This window comes from Streptomyces sp. NPDC093097 (genome assembly GCF_044754325.1).
In the GTDB taxonomy this organism is placed as follows: Bacteria; Actinomycetota; Actinomycetes; order Streptomycetales; family Streptomycetaceae; genus Streptomyces.
Genome location: NZ_JBIVOW010000011.1, coordinates 242187 through 259197 on the forward strand (window position 1 = coordinate 242187; position 17011 = coordinate 259197).

Sequence of the window (17011 nt, forward strand, 5' to 3'; positions counted from 1 at the left end):
CATGTCAACGAACCAGCCCCTCAAGGCCCTCGTCATCGGCGCCGGCATCGGCGGACTGGCCTGCGCCACCGCCCTCCGACGGGTCGGCATCGACGTGACGCTCTACGAGCGCGCCACCGAACTGCGCGCCGCCGGCTCCGGCCTGTCCGTCATGAGCAACGCCGTCAACGCCCTCGCCACGCTGGGCATCGACCTCGGCCTGGACCGACGCGGCCAGATCGCCACATCCTTCACCGTCCTGGACCACCGCGGCCACGAGATCAGAGACCTGCCCTTCAAGGAGGTCTGCGAGCAGGTCGGCGCGCCCAGCGTCTGCCTGAGCCGCTCGGACCTCCAGGAGGCCCTGCTGGAGGCGGCCGGGGACTGCCCCCTCCACCTGGGCGCCGCTGCAACCGGCTTCACCACCGACGACACCGGCGTCACCGTCCACTTCGAGGACGGCCGCACGGCGCACGGCGACCTTCTCATCGGCGCCGACGGATTCCACTCGGCCATCCGCGACCACCTCGTCGGACCGGAGACCTCCCAGGACAGCGGCTACGTCTGCTGGCTCGGCATCGTCCCCTTCCACCACCCCGGCCTCACCCCCGGCAGCGTGCGCCACTACTGGGGCAGCGGACAACGCTTCGGCCTCATCGACATCGGCCACGGCCGCTACTACTGGTGGGGCACCAAGAACATGCCCGCCGCCCGCTCCCACGCCTGGGACGGCACCAAGGACGAGATCGCCCACGCCTACGCGGACTGGACCGACGAGGTACGGGCCGTGATCGAGGCCACCCCGCCCGAGGACATCCTCGCCGTGCCCTCCCGCGACCGCACCTTCCTGGAACGCTGGGGAGAAGGCCCCGTCACCCTGCTCGGCGACGCCGCACACCCCATGCTCACCACCCTCGGCCAGGGCTCCGCCATGGCGATCGAGGACGCCGTGGTCCTGGCCCACACCCTCGCCGAGCCCGGCGCCCACGACGACCTTCCCCTCGCCCTGCGAACCTACGAGGACCGCCGCCGCGACCGGACCCGCGCCATGGTCGCCGCATCCCGCGCGATGAGCGACCTGGAACAGGCCGACACCCCCGAACAACGCAAGGTACGGGACGACTACTTCCGCCTCACCCCCCGCGAGGAACTCGCCCGCCAGAACGCCGAAGCCCTCACCTTCCCCGGCATCCCGGACCCCGCCCCACGCGTCCGACGCACCCTCAGCCCCCTGGAACGCTGGTACTGGATCGCGGACCGCACCTCACCCCTCAACGGCGTCTTCCGCACCCGGGTCCACGGCCCCCTCGAACTGCCCCTGCTGCGCCGCGCGTTGGACATCCTCCAGTCCCGCCACCCCTTGCTGCGCACCGCCATCAGCGGCGACGACGGGGGAGCGGCCCCCGCGTTCCGCCCGGTGGGCGGGCGGCCCATCCCCCTGCGGAACGTCCGGATACCGGCCGCCGACCCCGACGCCGACACCCGGTGGGAACACGAGGTCAACGAGCACGAGCTGGCCGAACACCTCGACTGGCGCAACGGACCGCTGCTGCGCACCGTCGTGATCACCCGAGAGGGCGCCGCACGCGAGGACGACGTCCACGACCTGCTGCTCACCGCAGCGCACTGCATAGCCGACGGCACGACGGGACTGTCCCTCCTGCGGGAGTGGATCGACATCGCCGCACAACTCACCGTCGGAGAGGAACCGTCACCCACGTCGCGCCGGACACTGCCGGCCGCCGAGGACCTGCTGCCGCACCGCCACCGCGGCGAGGCGGGCACCGCCGCCCTCACGGCGCTGATGGAGCGCGACGAGAGCGAGGCCCGACGGCTGCAACCACGACGCGTCACCCCCAGCCAACCCGTGCCCTTCCGCCAGCGGCGGACCCGCATGGTGCACAGGACCCTCACCGGCGGAGAGTTGGAACTGCTCGTCGGCGCCTGCAAGCGGCACGACGTCACGGTGCACGGCGCCCTCGCCGCCGCCATGGTCACCGCCGTCGCCCAGGAGGCGGGGACACCGGAACCAGCCCACTTCTCGATCGGCTCCCCCCTCGACTTCCGCGCCGAACTGGACCCCGCCGTCTCCCACGACGAGGCCGGCACCTACGCGGCCACCCTTCCCTCCCGCGTCCTGTACCGGCCGGGCACACCACTGTGGCCCATGGCCCGCGCCATCAGCCAGGACCTGGCGGACCGCCGCAAGCGCGAGGAACACCTCTCCCTGGTCAACCTGCTGGGCCGGTCGGGCCCCAGCACATCGACCGACGACGAAACCTTCATGCGCTACATGGACGAACAGGGCCCGCTCAACCTGTGCCTCTCCAACCTCGGCCGCCACGACTTCCCCGACCGAACGGGCCCCTGGCGCATCACCGACACCCAGCTCATCGCCGGCATCTCGGTGACCGGCGCCATCGTCGCCACCGCCCTCACCAGCCACAACCAACTCACCTGGAACTTCAGCCATATCGACGGAATCGTTCCCGCACCACGCGCCCACCACATCGCCGACGCCTCCGTACACACCCTGCTCTCCGCGATCCGGACCGACCCCGACACACCCCACGTCTCCCACTGACCAGCCCCACGCCCGCCACCGACACCGACAGCGACAAGACACCCACCCCACACCCCAACGACCGAAGAAGAAAGCATTGTTGAACTGCCCTTCCCGGCTACTGCCTCCGGCCGGACGCATCGTCGTCATCACCGGCGCTTCCTCCGGACTCGGCAAGGAGTGCGCGCTCCAGCTGGAACGGCGCGGCTTCCGCGTCATGGCCGGAGTCCGCAAGACGGCGGACGGCGACAAGCTGCGCGCCGAGGCATCCTCCACGCGACTGCGGCCGGTACTCATCGACGTGACCGACGAGAAGTCCCTCCGGACGGCCGCCGCCGAGATCACCGAATCCGCGGGCGAGCAGGGCGTATGGGCACTGGTGAACAACGCCGGCACCTGCCTCTCGGCACCCCTGGAGTGCGTACCGGCCGAAACGCTGCGACAGCAGCTCGACACCAGCGTCGTCGGCACCCTCGCCGCCACCCGGGCCTTCCTGCCACAGCTGCGCCAAAGCCGCGGACGCATCGTCAACATCTCCTCGGGCCTGGGCAGCGTGGCACTTCCCTACCTCGGCGCCTATGCGACGGGGCAGTTCGCGAAGGAGGGCATGAGCGACGTCCTCCGCCGCGAGCTGCGACCCTTCGGTGTCTCGGTCACCGTCGTGAAGCCGGGCGCGATCGCCACCCCGATCTGGGGCAAGGTGCGGGAGGCCGGCCAGGAGATCCTGAGCAAGGCCCCCGCAGACATCGCCGCCCTCTACCAAGCCTCCTTCGAACGGTTCCTGCGGACGAACGAGCAACGCGCGCAGTCGAGCAACACACGCCCGGAGGACTTCGCACGCACCGTCTTCCGCGCACTGACCGCACCCCGGCCCCGGACGCGCTACTGCGTCGGCACCGATGCCCGGACCGCCGCAACGCTGTCCCGCCTGCTGCCGGACACCGCCCTGGACCGCGCCCTCAACGCGATCACCAAGCCCCGATAGCGGCCGACCAGGCTTACCGCATACCAAGCCGGAACGTGAGGACCTCCACCTGGAGAGGGAGCGAGGGGGAAGGTCCTCACGGAGCCGCGCAGCCGCGAAAACGCATACCGCACCGAGAAACATCAACCCACGAACCCTGACGGCTGACCGAGCCGGGGGAGGAGGCACGAAACCTCGCGGACCTCGTGTACCGGGCCGACCCCACCTACCCGAGAGCGTCGAGCAGCAGCTTGGCGGCCACCGCCGCCCCATCGGTGCGGATCTCGGTGCCCAGAGCCGCTGCCCGCGCCCGGGCCTCGGGCGCCAGGGCCGTCCTGAACGCGACGCCCAGGGACTCGACGGTCGGCGCCGGACCGTCGAGCGCCGCACCGATGCCCAGATCCGCCACCCGGCCCGCCCAGTACGGGTTGTCCGACATCCGGGCAGGCGCCACCACTTGCGGCACGCCCGCCCGAGCCGCCGTCACCGTCGTGCCCGCGCCGCCATGGTGCACCACGGCGGCCACCTCGCCGAACAGACGCTGCTGGTTGACCTCGCCGACGGCGAAGCAGTCGTCTCGCTCGTCGACCAGGCCCAGCTCCGCCCAACCGCGGGAGACCAGCGCGCGGTGCCCCTGCGCGCGCAGCGCCTCGATGGCCCCACGGGCGATGTCCTGCGACGCGGTCATGCTGCCGAAGCCCACGTAGACCGGCGGCGCACCCGACTCCAGGAACGCCACCAGGTCCGCCGGGAGCGGGCGTTCGTCCGCCAGGCTCCACGCGCCCGTCTGGATCACGTCGAGGCCCGGGGTCTCCCGCCACGGTCCCAGAGCCGGGTCCGCCGCCAGCCACGGCTGGTCGGTGAAGACATGGTCGCGGACGTCGTCCACCGGCGGCAGACCGAGCAACGCCCGGTGGCCGTTGAGCGCCTCGCCGAATTGCGCGTTCACATTGCGGGCGTCCAACTCCCACAGCGCCCGGTTGTCCTCCACCCCCGGCTCCGGCCAACCCGGCCGCGGCGGCGGCGCATGATACGGCGACGGCAGATGAACCGCCGCATAGCTCGCGTACACGTAGCGGACGCCCGCGGCCTCGGCCACGGACCGCGCGGCTATCTGCGCCAGACCGGCCACCACCAGCGCGTCACACCCGTCGACCGCCGCAGGCAAGATCTCGAACTGCGCGTCAACCAGCTCGGCCCGGTACCGGGCCAGGTCCGCCGCCGACGGCACAGTCGCCCCGCGCATCAACGCCCGCACCGGTGGCCCGACCGGCACCAACTGCACGCCGACACCCGCCAGCCGCTCCACGAACTCCTCATCCGGCGGCGCACACATCCGCACCTCCGCGCCGAACTCCCGCAGCCGCACCGCGAGTGCCACCAACGGTTCGACATCGCCACGCGTCCCATATGTCGACAACAGCACCCGCATTCCGCGCCCTCTTCCGTTCCGTCGCCCGATGAGTCCCGGCCCGTGCCGGCTCAGCCTTCGAACGGTCCCCCGTCGGCGGTGATGCGTCGGCCGTGGCAGATGTGCGGGCAGCAGTGTACTTCGCGGGGTTTCGCGGGCAGTTGAACGCAGACCTCGCCCCGAACACCGAGATACCTGGCGCCCACGCACACCTCGCCCCACCCCAGGCGTATGCACGGATCGACGCCCGCCCGGGCCCCTCGCGGACGATCTCGTCGATCGACGCTCCGGTCTCGCCCGGAACCGTCCCCGGTGACTACGGTGAGTGCCCAGCGTGCCTTTCCGGCCGACGCGACCGCGTCGGCCCTGGGCCGTCCGTAGCCGGCGAGGCGCGCGGGGGACCCGATCGCCAACACAACCTGAGAGCCACTCGATGCCCAGATCGTCCGCGCCCATCCCTGACGTCTCGATCATCTTGCCGTGCGCCGGATTCGGAACGCGCTTCAGCGCGCCCTACTCAAAGGAACTGCACTCCCTGGCCCCTGGGGTCACAGTGCTCGACCGCAGCCTGGAGGCCGTTGTCCAACTCGCCGAAAGCGGGCTCAACGTGCGCGTGGTCGTGGTGTTCAGGGCACACAAGCTCGACACGGTGAGCTATCTCGCGCGCTACGCCGAAACCTTTCAAATGGTCTTTGTCTACCAGGACGAGGCGTTTGAATCGGGCCTCGACGGCGCGATCCGGTCCGCCTTGCCGATGACGCAGGGGCCGGTGGCCCTGGTCCTGCCTGACATCGTCCTCACCGGCGCGGACAGCGCCGGCAGCCTTCTCGCCGCATGGCAACGAATAGCGGAGACCGGCTGGAGCGTAGTGGCCACCGAGGAGCCGGATCCCGACGCGCTACGGCAGGTGGGCGCACTGTCCGTGGTCGAGGAGAACGGCGTCGCGACAGTCAGGTCGGCCGCCGAAAAACCGTCAGACCCTTCGGAATTCAACGCATTCTGGGGCATGGTGACAGCCACCGAGGAACAAGCACACCGATTGCCCGACGTGGTGAGCAAAGGAGCGGACAACCCACTGACCGGCGCGGCCGCCCTCATGGTGGAGGGAATCGTCAACTACAACACCGCCGTCGGCTGACCCCAGCCGCCAACGAGCCCGCGCATGAGGGCCGTTGACGCGCTATCGCCTCTACCGTCGGCCGCGGTTTGCGTGACGGCCGTCGTCCGCGCCGCGCGCAGCCCCCTCCGGGCACACCGCCGGGGCGTCCGGCCCGGCGCGCCACAGAGGGGCGCGCGGATGGTCGACCCGCCCAAGAGACATGGGGTGCGGGAATCACAACGCCGCGGTGAACGGCCCGGGCACCAGCCCGCCAAGGTCCGACGACAACGCCGGAATCATCGATTCCCCCGGCGCCCGCACCGCGCACCGCCACGCCGTGACCCACGCAACGCGCTTTCGCTCAGGCAGCCTTGAGCATCGACAGTGCCCGGGCCCGCCACCGGACGTCGTCCCGGAGCAGGAGACGGGACCACCGGACGCGATCGTGCTCCGCTCCGGTGCCGTCACCTGTCGCGAACGCCTTCACGGAAACGCTCAGTGGGGGAGTACGAAGCCGAATGTCTCGTAGACGCCCTGACCTCCGGTCCCGCGGGCCCACGCGCGCCCCGTTCGCGGCGACCCTGCGCACGAGGCCGCAGTCGGAATAGCTGAGCCACACGTCCCCCGTGGGCGCCGCCGCGATGCTGGTGATCACTGTGGGGTTGCCGTTGAATTGATCGACGGTCGCGCTGGCCTGCAGCAACCGGGATGGTTGACGAAGGCCCTGTCGCGCCGCTTCTGCCCGCGGGGCCGTCGCTTTCAGGGCACCTGGAACCTTCGGGCCCGGCAGGGCATCTCCTCCACTACAGGCCCCGATACAGGCCCGACGGGAGATGGAGTTGTCCTGATGATGTGTCGCGTTCGTGTCCTGCTGCTGGCCGCCTTGTCCATGGTGATGGGTGCGGTGATGTCGTCCGCGCCGGCCTTCGCTGTGATCGGCGGGTCGAAGAGCACCTACGGTCCGTGGGCGGTGCGCATGCTCGTCGACGGCAAACCGGAGTGCACCGGGACAGCGGTCACATCCCGGTGGATCATCAGCGCCTCGCACTGTTTTTTCGAACAGGGGCAGCCGATCGCCGACAAGCGGATCTCGTTCCGGGTCGGCAACCTCGATATGCGCAAGGGCACCACGGTCCGCCCGGTGCCTGGCACACGCGTGGGGAGCGCGCATGCGGACATGATGCTCGTCAAGGTCCCGCCGATGAAGATCCGCGCCGCGCGCCTGGCTACTACGGGGGTCCGCCCTGGTCAGGTCGTGCGTCAGTACGGGTGGGGCGCTACCTGCACCGGTGAGGAAAACACCTGCCAGTCCGCTGTGCTCAAGCAGTCGGACCTGCGGGTCGTGCGTCCGGACGACCCTCGTTGTGAGGGGTACACGGTGCCGGGCGGTTCGGACTTCTGTATGGAAAAGGTGTCCGGGATTCCCGCCGGTGGTGACTCCGGCGGGCCGGTGATGAGCATCGCCCCACAGGGCGGTGAAACCCTCCTTGGCGTCTTCGACGGCTCTGACCGCCAGGAGGTCGCCGAGGCCGGGGAAGTCTCCCAGCAACTCGCCTGGATCCGCTCAGTCACCCGGCAGTAGCACGGAGCGCGGGCGCGAGACGGTGTGCCGTCGGCGTCCGCGTGTGGCGCCACGCGTGACACCTCGACATATGGCGCCTGTTCATCCCCGCCGGCGCCATCTCCAGCATCACTGGGGCGCCCCTGCGTGATTCGGTTGCCTTCGCGGAAACCGAATCGGCTGGTTCACCGTCAAAGCCTCTACGGGCGGGCGACGGCGGACAGGTCGGTTCGGCTAGTCATAGTCAAGGTGCCGGCACCGCTATCTATCTCCGCCCGTTCTGCCGGCCGCCCCGGCGACCATCGGACCAGGTCGGCTCGAAGACCGCCTGGATGCCCTTGGCGCAGGCCGGCACGGAAGCAGCCTGCTTTCACTGGGTTGTGCGGCTGTGTGGCTGTTGGTTTATTGGGCTAGTTGTCGGCAGAGGGTGACCATTTCTGGTTGGAGTCGGCCTTTTGCTGCGGCGCATAGTGGTCGCATTTGGCGTGCTGTCATGTGTGTGGGTGTCGGTGCTGTTGCTGGTCGTCGTGCCGGGGCGGGTACGGGAGCGGTTGTGGGTTGGTGGTGAACAGGGTTTCGTGGAGAGGTGGTTGAGGATGGTGGTTGTGCGGGCTGTCGAGGGTGCCCTGCCGCTCCGTTCGCGGGCCCGTCCGCTGCGCCTCCTGGCCTGTCCGCTTCGCTTCCTGTCCCCGCGGCTCCGCTGACGGGCTGTGTCGCGGGATGCCCGTCGTGGTGCTGCTCACCGGCAGCGGGTGCTTTTCCGGCTTCTTGTTCGCGCTGGTGCTCTGCACCTGCCGCTGGGCCTGGAGTTGGTGTTCCCGGTGACCGTGATGGTGAGGTTCTCGGTGTGGCACCGTGTCGTCCTGCTGTGGGTCCTGGTGCTTGCACTGCCATGCATCCACAGGTTCCGCCCAGCACGAGTACGAGGACCAGCCATCGCATTACCCCAGACCTGACCATGACCTGATCAACGGTTCGCGGCCCGGCTCGTCACGGTACGAGAGCGCTCAAAAGCGGTGAACCGGAACTTTCCTGGCTCGCTCGGGCTGCTGACACTGTCCTTCCGGGGTTCACTCAGATCCTCTGCTCGGGCTGACAGGTCCGTATTCATGCGCTTTGGGTGGTGGGTTCACCGTCGGGGGGCTCGGTCCGCGTCCCAGTTGAGCAGGCGTGCCTGGTCCGGGTCGGCTCCGTACCGGGTGAAGACCTCCTCTGGGATCAGGCCGCGGGTAAAGGTGACGCACATCCAGGCCACCGCCCAGCGGAGCGAACCCATGTCCGTGTTTGTCTTCATGTCTTGCCTCCGTCGTTCACTTCCGCACCGCTCGCGGGCCCTGCCGAGCCGCCGTGTTCCCGGCCACGCACGTGGCGCGGCGAGGAACCGGGCTCATGCTGCCTGATGGCCGCGGAGGCTATTGCAGCAGAATCATCTTGCGGAGTAGTTCGAATCCGGCTCGACCGTAGAGCATTCGACCGCCGCGGCGCCGAACTCCTTTTCCAGGTCCTGATCGAACGCGAGGAGAAGAACAGCGTCGCCATCGCCTCCAACGAGTCCTTCTCGAAAGCGCACCTGTTCCGGCGAAGTCGTGCAAGGTACTGCCGATACCTCACAGGTTCGCGGTGGAGGGCGAAGTGGGCGGCGTATCCTTCGGTAGCAACTCAGCGTGAACTTCGGTGCCGTCCTGGCTCGTGATGAGCGTTGCACCGTTGCGGCGCAAGGCGGCGAGTGCCGCTGTGTTGTGAGTCTTGGTCTCCGCGACAACCGCCCGCGCACCCGTTCTCGCAGCTTCCTGGAGGAGCAAGCGGAGGGTGACAGTGCCTATTCCGCGTCCGCGCTGGGAACGGGCAAGCCACATGCCGGTTTCGAGTACGCCGAGGCTCTCACGGAGAGCTAGACGGGCTGAACCCACAACTTTCCCGCCATACGTGATCGCGAATGTGGACTCGCGAATCGGGCCGGCGAGTCCGGGGCGCCGAGCACGATGCCAGGCCCGGAAGGCGTCCTGTCGTTCGGGCGTCCATCCAGGTGAACCGGCCACGGGCGGCATAACCTCCTCGGGTGCTGCATCGTCGACGGCCACCGCGAGGAGTTCCTCCAAACACTCGTCGTCCACCTGCTGCAATGCCACCGGACCGACCATGTCGTTCCTCCTTTCCGTTGAGGTGCCTGACGTCGGTTGTCGATCCTCATGTTCCGTTCGGTGTCGCGCGATCGATTTTCGGCAGGGTCTGCGGACGATCGGGGTCGACGCGGTCGGCGAGATAGGCCGGCACACCCTGGGCGTCCATGCCGAAGGCCGCCGCGACGAGCTTCGGGTCCATGGTGTTCACGAGATCCACGAGACGGGTGCTACGGATCATCCGGGGCGCGTATCCGCAGTCGTCAAGGACGTGGGAAAGATAGGCAGTTGAGGCCGGGCTTCGCCCGGCATTTGTTCCTTTGGTGACCATCACGTGCGGGCTGGTCGTCGGCCATGCGTCGCGATGGGCCAGGCACCGTTCCAGCACCGCCCAGCTGGCGGGGGCCAAGGGGACGGGATGGGGTCGCTTGCCGAGCCGGACGGTCTGAGTCGCACTGTTCACGTCGTCGATCCGGAGCATGCGGATTTCCACACTGGAGGCGCCGTGCAGCAGGGCGAGCATGCCCACCAGGGCTTCGTGCGGGTGGACGTGCCGGTCGGTGGTCCAGCGCCGGAAGAGGACCCGCTGCTGGTCCAGGGTGAGAGTCCTGCCGCGGAAGCCACTGGGCATCTTCGCGGTCAGGGTGCGAGTCGGGTCGACCAGCACGATGTGCTGCGAGCGGCGAAGCGGAAGAACTGCCGCAGCACGGTCAGCCGCCGCTTGCGGCCCTTGGGCCGGGTGGCCAGGAATGAGCTGGTGGCGTCTCGTTGAGCCGATGTGATCGATGGTGTGGTGGATCGAGAGGATCGCCTCCGAGGGGTTTTGTGGTCGTGGGTGGTCGGTGCGCGTATGACCGGCTGGCCGCGTATGAATCTGGCTCCTGCTCGCCAGGCCTCTTGGAGTCGATCATCTAGGCTGGCGCGATGAGCGATGAGCAGGGGCGAGTGCAGCCGTCGGGAGTGTGGGCCACGGCGGTGGGGGTGGCCAGGGTGCGGGCGCTGGAGACCGAGCGGGAGAACGCGCTGTTCCGCGACCCCCTGGCACAGGCCTTCGCCGCCGCCGGCGGCCTGTGGCCCTCCTCGGCGCCGCCCGCTGACGAGGCCGCGCGACGCCGCCGCCTGGCCGTGTCGTTCTCCATCGTCATCAGGACGAAGTTCCTCGACGACCTGTTGCGGCAGGCTTCCGCGTCCGGGGTCCGGCAGGTCGTGCTGCTCGGCGCCGGCATGGACAGCCGGGCCTTTCGGATGGACTGGCCCGAGGGGACCCGGCTGTTCGAGGTCGACACTGCCGCGCCCCTGGACTTCAAGGCTTCGGTGCTGCGCCAGGAGCAGGCTGTCGCACGTTGCGAGCGGATCACTGTCGCGGCGGATCTGCGTGAGGACTGGCCGGGCGCGCTGGCCGCGGCAGGGCATGACCCGGCGGTGCCGACCGTGTGGATCGCCGAAGGGCTGTTGATCTATCTGCCCCAGGATGCGGTGGAGCTGCTGCTGGCCCGGATCGGCGCGCGGTCGGCGGTGGGCAGTTGGATGGGGCTGACGTTGGGCTCGCGTGGCGTGATCGAGCGTTTCGGCGCGGACGCTGTGCCGGGATCGGCGGCGTCGATGTGGGTTTCGGAGATGCCCGATGATCCGGTGGGCTGGTTGGCCGGGCACGGCTGGGAGGCCGACAGTCACACCCTGCGCGAGCGTGCTGCCGCCTACGGCCGTCCGATCAGCGTCCCGCCGCAGCGTGCGGAGGGGCCCGGCGGGCTGATCTCGGCGGTCCGCCGGTAGCGCGTCTCCCGGTTGCCTGGAGGGTCGGTTCCAGGGGCCTGATCAAGTGGAGCCAGGCTCCTGGCGGCCAACCGGTCATGCGCGCAGTGACCGCCTGTGATCGCTGAACTTCGGGGAGTTGATCGTTTGGAGGATGGCGGCGAATCGCTGGTTCGAGCGGCTCCTTGGTTGGGTGCCTGCCTTGTCGTGGACTGTGGCGCTGGGGACATGCGTCGCACCAGGGCGTTGACGAACTGGTCGCCCGGGCGGCAGAGGCATACGGGACCTTTCTGCGCGGATCGGGCCGGGCTGGGGATGTGTCCCGTAGTGGGCGTGTTTCTCGCCGTTCGTAGGATGGGGTGCTGACACGCGCACGGGGACACCTGGGCGCAGGGACACGGGGACCTGGGCGCAGGGGAGGAGGTTGCTGGTGCTGGCTGCGATTGCTGACTCGCCTGGTCGGTTGGCTGATGTTTTGACAGTCCGTGATGTGGAGGGGCCTGCGGTTCCCGGTGTGGGGGAGGTCGCGGTGCGTATGCTCGCGGCGACTGTTAATCCCTCTGACGAGGTCACTGTTTCGGGTGCGTACGGGTCACGGACGTCGTTTCCGATGGTTCCCGGGTTCGAGGGGGTCGGTGTGATCGACGCTGTCGGGCCGGGGGTGCCCGCCGGGGCGTTGGGGCGACGTGTGCTTCCGCTCGGGTCGGCGGGGAACTGGCAGCAGTTCAAGCGGCTTGGCTACTCCTGGTGTGTTCCGGTGCCGGACGATGTGCCCGACGAGGTTGCCTGCTTCGCCTACATCAACCCTTTGACGGCGACGATGATGGTTGAGCGGTTCGGCCGGCCGGGTGTGCGCAGGGTTGTGGTCACGGCGGCCACGTCGGCCATCGGCCGGCACCTTGCGGAGCTTCTGACTGATCGCGGCATCACGCCGGTGGGGGTCGTGCGGGGGACGCCGGGGCGTGCTGTGGCTGATCCGGCGCAGTGGCGGGCTGTGGTCGCAACGAATGAGTCCGGATGGCGCGAGCGGTTGCGGGAGGTGGTCGGGCCGCGGGGTGCTGAGGTGACCTTCGACTGCGTCGGTGGTGGCGTGGGTGGCGAGGTGTTCGCGCTGACGGCGGGTGAGGGGACGTTCGTTCACTACGGCCTGTTGTCGGGGACGCCGCTCCCGGCTCAGTGTTTCACGGGCCGGGGCGGTGCTCGTGTGGAGTTGTTCCGCCTGCGCGACAGTGTCCAGAGGGGCGATGGGCGGCATTTGCCCGGGATGTTCGCGCCAGTGTTTGAGAATCTGCGGCGTGGTCTCCTGCACACGTCTGTGGGGGCACGCGTCGGGCTCAGCGAACTCGTCGACCACTTCCGCAGTCCGGCGGCCGCACGTACGGGGAAGATCCTGATCGACCTGCAGACGTGACAGCCGCACCAGGCAGGACCGGACCTCACCCGCGGGCGCAGTCGCGTAGACACACAGCAGGATCCGAGGGTCGAGGCCGGCCTTGTGCGCGTACGGCAGAGCGCCAAGGTCGGGCTGCGACGTACGGTCCCACAGGAAGAGAAGTACGGCTGTCGGCCGGGAAGGCACTGTTGTGCTGAGGTCGGGGAGCCGAACATGGGTATGCGTGTGTCCGTCCCAGCATCGAGCAGGAAGGGCATCAGCTATGACGAGCGGAGTGACCCCGGGCGCGGAGGGCTTGGCCGCGATCGAAGCGAGGATGGACCAGCGCCGGGATCAGTATGCGCTGCCGGAAGGGCATATCGCAGAGGCGGCTTCACCGTGGCTTCCCTTTGTCCCGCACGTGATGATCAAGCATCTGACGTTCGATGTCCGCAGTAACTCGGCCGTGAACGTCTTGTGGGTGCAGGCCGGGGGATCGTTGGGCTGTCACCGGCACCGTGGCCCGGTCTCGGGCTATGTCCTGGAGGGCAGTTGGCGCTACCAGGAATATGACTGGGTGGGCCGGCCGGGCGACTTCATCCGGGAGAGCCCGGGGCGTACTCACACCCTGGTCTCCGACGAGGGCATGAAGACGGTCTTCTGGTTGAACGGGCCGGTGGAGTTCCTCGATGAGCAGGGCCAGGTGGCCGAGGTGGTGGACGTCTTCTGGTTCATCGATCACTACGAACGCGGCTGTCAGGAGCAGGGCATCCCGATCAACCGGTCGCTCTACCTGTGACCCAGGGTCCCAGGGGCAGCGCCGACGTCCTGACCGCGGCTTCGGTTTCTCAACCGAGGATATGCGGCCGGCCGACGCCGGTGTGACGCCAACGCCCACGCCAACGGCCACGCCGACGCCGACGAAGTCCTGACCGGTCCGTCTGTGGCCCGGGGGAGTGGGGAAGTCCGGAGCTGTGATCCTCAGGCGTTCAGGCAGACCGAGGGCCTTCCACGTGAACCCACGGCCCCGTCACGGTGCTTCAGGCCGGTGTGTCCGTGGTGTCGGCGGGAACCTCAGGACGCCGGGTGAGTCGGAGGGCTTCGGCTGTCACGTCGGCGTCGACCTGTGCCGATGTCCGGCCGTCGTATTCGAGGATGCCGTACTCGTCGTCCAGTTCGGCCAGGGGTTCGGCCAGAAGCAGCTCGTGGCCGAAGCGCTGGTGGATCCGGAAGGCCAGTTCCCGTGGCGTCAGCTCGCTGGCCAGCATCCGGGCGGCGAGTGCGCGTACGGCTGCTTCGCGTCCGTCGGCGCTGTCAAACGGGTAGAAGGTCAGGCCGAGTTCATGGAGTGCTGGGGGGAGGAGCTCGGGGACGTCGTCATCTGCCTCCGCGCGTGTGCAGGCGGCCAGGATCCGCAGGGCGGGAGTGTCGAGGCCTGCGACGAGTGCGTCGCAGGCACCCGCAACGACGTCGGTCGCGCGGACCTCGCCGATGCTCCAGAGAACGGCACGGTCCTGAAGCGCGCGGGCTGCTGATTCGGTCGACGGCATCTGTCCATGGTCTCGTCACCGGGTCGAGAAGGTCGAGCGGGTTTCGCTGCGATACCTGCGATACCCGCCCCACCCGCCCCACCCGCGCCATCGCGCCGCCCGCGCTGCCTGGCGGGCCTTTGGGCAACTTGTCAGGATTCCTGACATGACCGCCCGGTGCACCGAGCCGCCGGGCCGGGCGAGCCGTTGCACCTGGGCTCGGCTGACGGGTCGTACGCGTCTACCTCCTCGTAAGAAGAGACTTGAGAGGATCATGCCGAGCAACCACACCGGTACCCGTACGCCCGCGCACAGCGCCGCGACGATCGTGCGGCTCGCCTCGGCGATCGACGGACCCAGCGGGCGGTTCTTCGACGCCGCAGGCGAGATCGGCTGGTAGCCAGTGCTGCCCACAAAGCCATCCTCACGCTCGGATGCGCGCTGCCCTCCTGGCGACGTCCCAAGCCATGCCGAAGTGAAGTCACCCCCCTCTACCTGTCAGCACTCGACGGAGGTTTGCAGCGTTCTTTCAGCAGACCCGCACGGTGTTGCACTGGTGACGCTCCGGTTGCCCACCGCCCACCGCCCACCGCCCACCGCCCACTGCCCACTGCCCACTGCGCGCTGACGCGGTGCGCGAGTCTGCCGTCTGCGGCGTCGTTGGATGGGAGGGTGGGGGTATGTGTGGTCGTTACGTTTCCACTCGTCGTCCGCAGGATCTTGTCGATCTGTTTGATGTCACGCGGTGGGATGCCGATCTGGTGTTGGCGCCGAGTTGGAATGTGGCGCCGACCGACGAGGTGTGGTCGGTCCTCGAACGCGTCGACCAGGACACCGGTGAGGTCACCCGGCAGCTGCGGTCGCTGCGGTGGGGGCTGGTGCCGTCGTGGGCGAAGAGCCTGAGCGTCGGCTCGAAGATGATCAATGCGCGGGTGGAGACCGTTGCGGAGAAGCCGGCCTATCGTCGGGCCTTCGCCAAGCGCCGCTGTCTGCTGCCGGCCGACGGCTTCTACGAGTGGCAGACCATCGCGGCGACCGCGACGAGCAAGGCTCGCAAGCAGCCGTACTTCATCGCACCCACCGATGGTCAGGTCATGGCGCTGGCCGGTCTGTACGAGTTCTGGCGCGACCCGGAAGTCGCCGACGACGCGCCTGGGGCGTGGCGGACGACCTGCACGATCGTCACCACCGAGGCCACCGACACCGCCGGACGCGTCCACCCCCGCATGCCGCTGGCCATCGCGCCCGACGACTGGACCGACTGGCTCGACCCCACTCACCAGGACGCCGACGAACTGCGCGCCCTGCTGGCCACGCCGGCCGGCGGCCGTCTGGATGCCCGCGCCGTGTCCACCGCGGTCAACAACGTCCGCAACGACGGCCCCCACCTCCTGGACGAGGTCCCCGACAACCGCACCGACGCCTGAGTCCGGGCCCGCGAGCAATGGCGCGAACCTCAGCGCCAGGCAGCCCTGTTCTTTCGGTGGCGGCTTCGTACAAGCTGCCGACGCCGCTCCCATGTGATGCGCGTGTTGATCCTCGATGCCGATGCCGATGCCGATGCCGATGCCGATGCCGATGCCGATGTTGGTATTGGTGTCGGAGGTCGATGGCGGGGCGTGACCTGGCATTTCCCAGTGAGGGTGTGGTCGGGTGGCGTCTGTGGTGGCGGTGCTGATCGGCCTGCCTCAAGCACCTCTACGTTTGCCGACCGGGGAGCGGCCCGTTCACCGGCGTGCCCGGCACGCCGCTTCTGCCCCGCCCCGCCGGCAAACATAAAGGTGCCCGATCTACCCTGCTCTACTCTGGCCTGGCCCGGTCTGTCCGGTGGTTGGTCAGTGCGTGGGGGAGTGGGTCGGGGTGCGCCAGACGTCGACCACGATCTGTTGGCGCTTCGGGTGTGTTGTGGCTGTGCCGCCGCTCGCGTAGTTCTGGTCGACCTGTGCTGCTTCGGCCGCGTCGGGTTTGGCGTTGGTGCAGGAAGGGCCGGGGCCGTGGCCGGACATGATTTCTGAGCACGGGCCGTTGTAGTCGTCGGGGAGTCCGAGGATGTGCCCGGTTTCGTGGGTGGCGACGCGGGTGAGGTCGTAGCCTTCGTTCACGGCTTCCTGGCCCAGCTGTACCTCGCCGCTGCCTCCGGGAAATATCGGGCCCAGTGTCGACTGGGGCCAGCCGCTGGTCGCCTCGTAGACGTAGTCGGCCGAGCTGGGTGAACTCGCGGGCTGTAGGTGCACGTTGTGCACTGCCGCGTTCCAGTTTTGCGCTGCCTGTTTGATTGCGTCTGCCCACTGTCCTGCTTGGCTGGCGTCGTAGGTGAGTGTGATTACCTCTGCGGTTGCCTTCGGCTCCGGCTGTGCCGCGACACTGCCGGCCGTCGTGCCCAGCATGGCCGGGATCAGCGCCGCCACGGCGACTATTCGATTGATCATGAGACTCGTACGCCTCCTCAGGCATCAGTTGCCCCGCAAGCGATAAGGGCACCATGCGGAAAACGGCCACCACAAGTCCGCAACCAGCCGCGCTGGCCCTGTCAACTCCTGTTGGTATTAAGGGAATTGGGCATGGTTTCGCTTTGTGACGCATCGTGTGTGATGAGGCATCCCGGTCGTTGCGGTCTTGCCGTGCAGGTCCGGAACCAGAGGCGGCACCACCGACTCCTCC

Annotated in this window: 15 protein-coding genes and 1 pseudogene; 10 read left to right on the forward strand and 6 right to left on the reverse strand. The window is 68.7% G+C overall.

All coding sequences use genetic code 11. The annotated features are described in order from the left end of the window. The first annotated feature begins 1 nt into the window (after position 1). Both ACIQE0_RS20600 and ACIQE0_RS20605 read left to right on the forward strand, forming a co-directional pair. Positions 2-2563 (forward strand): FAD-dependent monooxygenase, encoded by a 2562-nt coding sequence (locus ACIQE0_RS20600; RefSeq protein ID WP_366332127.1) that lies wholly within the window; start codon positions 2-4, stop codon positions 2561-2563. A gap of 79 nt (positions 2564-2642) precedes the next feature. Continuing rightward, positions 2643-3527, forward strand: coding sequence for an SDR family oxidoreductase (locus ACIQE0_RS20605; RefSeq protein ID WP_402334106.1), 885 nt, complete (start codon positions 2643-2645; stop codon positions 3525-3527). Positions 3528-3732: 205 nt separating this feature from the next. Here ACIQE0_RS20605 and ACIQE0_RS20610 read toward each other — a convergent pair whose 3' ends face one another. Then, positions 3733-4938: a glycosyltransferase gene (locus tag ACIQE0_RS20610; protein WP_402334110.1), complete on the reverse strand. Its 1206-nt coding sequence runs from the start codon at positions 4936-4938 to the stop codon at positions 3733-3735. A 532-nt stretch (positions 4939-5470) separates the two neighbouring features. Between ACIQE0_RS20610 and ACIQE0_RS20615 the strand changes: the two genes are divergently transcribed. Together ACIQE0_RS20615 and ACIQE0_RS20620 are read left to right on the forward strand one after the other, a co-directional pair. Further along, positions 5471-6055: a hypothetical protein gene (locus ACIQE0_RS20615; protein WP_402334113.1), complete on the forward strand. Its 585-nt coding sequence runs from the start codon at positions 5471-5473 to the stop codon at positions 6053-6055. 808 nt (positions 6056-6863) lie between these two features. Next, entirely contained in the window at positions 6864-7598 is a 735-nt protein-coding gene (locus tag ACIQE0_RS20620; RefSeq protein ID WP_402334218.1) for a S1 family peptidase, read from the forward strand. Positions 7599-8706: 1108 nt separating this feature from the next. On the opposite strand, the gene ACIQE0_RS20625 is transcribed toward ACIQE0_RS20620, so the two are convergent. Beyond that, positions 8707-8871, reverse strand: a complete 165-nt coding sequence (locus tag ACIQE0_RS20625; RefSeq protein ID WP_402334116.1) for a hypothetical protein — start codon at positions 8869-8871, stop codon at positions 8707-8709. Positions 8872-9048: 177 nt separating this feature from the next. On the opposite strand from ACIQE0_RS20625, the pseudogene ACIQE0_RS20630 reads away from it, so the two are divergent. After that, positions 9049-9138 (forward strand): annotated as a pseudogene (locus ACIQE0_RS20630) (AAA family ATPase); the annotation flags it as partial. 46 nt (positions 9139-9184) lie between these two features. On the opposite strand, the gene ACIQE0_RS20635 reads toward ACIQE0_RS20630, so the two are convergent. Together ACIQE0_RS20635 and ACIQE0_RS20640 are read right to left on the reverse strand one after the other, a co-directional pair. Further along, positions 9185-9718, reverse strand: coding sequence for a GNAT family N-acetyltransferase (locus ACIQE0_RS20635; RefSeq protein ID WP_402334119.1), 534 nt, complete (start codon positions 9716-9718; stop codon positions 9185-9187). 46 nt (positions 9719-9764) lie between these two features. Beyond that, positions 9765-10364, reverse strand: a complete 600-nt coding sequence (locus ACIQE0_RS20640; protein ID WP_402334122.1) for a hypothetical protein — start codon at positions 10362-10364, stop codon at positions 9765-9767. Positions 10365-10621: 257 nt separating this feature from the next. On the opposite strand from ACIQE0_RS20640, the gene ACIQE0_RS20645 reads away from it, so the two are divergent. From ACIQE0_RS20645 to ACIQE0_RS20655, 3 genes are all read left to right on the forward strand, one after another. Then, entirely contained in the window at positions 10622-11470 is an 849-nt protein-coding gene (locus ACIQE0_RS20645) for a class I SAM-dependent methyltransferase (RefSeq protein WP_402334125.1), read from the forward strand. A gap of 508 nt (positions 11471-11978) precedes the next feature. Continuing rightward, positions 11979-12860 (forward strand): zinc-dependent alcohol dehydrogenase family protein, encoded by an 882-nt coding sequence (locus ACIQE0_RS20650; RefSeq protein WP_402334221.1) that lies wholly within the window; start codon positions 11979-11981, stop codon positions 12858-12860. 244 nt (positions 12861-13104) lie between these two features. Beyond that, a complete protein-coding gene (locus ACIQE0_RS20655) occupies positions 13105-13620 on the forward strand; it encodes a 2,4'-dihydroxyacetophenone dioxygenase family protein (RefSeq protein ID WP_402334127.1) in 516 nt (171 codons plus the stop codon). Between the two features lie 241 nt (positions 13621-13861). Here the strand turns inward: ACIQE0_RS20655 and ACIQE0_RS20660 are convergent, their stop codons facing one another. Then, positions 13862-14371 (reverse strand): hypothetical protein, encoded by a 510-nt coding sequence (locus ACIQE0_RS20660; protein WP_402334130.1) that lies wholly within the window; start codon positions 14369-14371, stop codon positions 13862-13864. Between the two features lie 253 nt (positions 14372-14624). On the opposite strand from ACIQE0_RS20660, the gene ACIQE0_RS20665 reads away from it, so the two are divergent. Together ACIQE0_RS20665 and ACIQE0_RS20670 are read left to right on the forward strand one after the other, a co-directional pair. Further along, the gene (locus tag ACIQE0_RS20665) at positions 14625-14750 is read left to right on the forward strand and encodes a hypothetical protein (RefSeq protein ID WP_402334133.1); all 126 of its coding nucleotides are present in this window, start codon (positions 14625-14627) and stop codon (positions 14748-14750) included. Positions 14751-15030: 280 nt separating this feature from the next. After that, entirely contained in the window at positions 15031-15777 is a 747-nt protein-coding gene (locus ACIQE0_RS20670; protein WP_402334136.1) for an SOS response-associated peptidase, read from the forward strand. A 408-nt stretch (positions 15778-16185) separates the two neighbouring features. On the opposite strand, the gene ACIQE0_RS20675 is transcribed toward ACIQE0_RS20670, so the two are convergent. Further along, positions 16186-16779 carry a snapalysin family zinc-dependent metalloprotease gene (locus ACIQE0_RS20675; RefSeq protein WP_366340224.1) on the reverse strand — a complete coding sequence of 198 codons (594 nt, stop codon included), beginning with the start codon at positions 16777-16779 and terminating at the stop codon, positions 16186-16188. Positions 16780-17011: the final 232 nt, after the last annotated feature.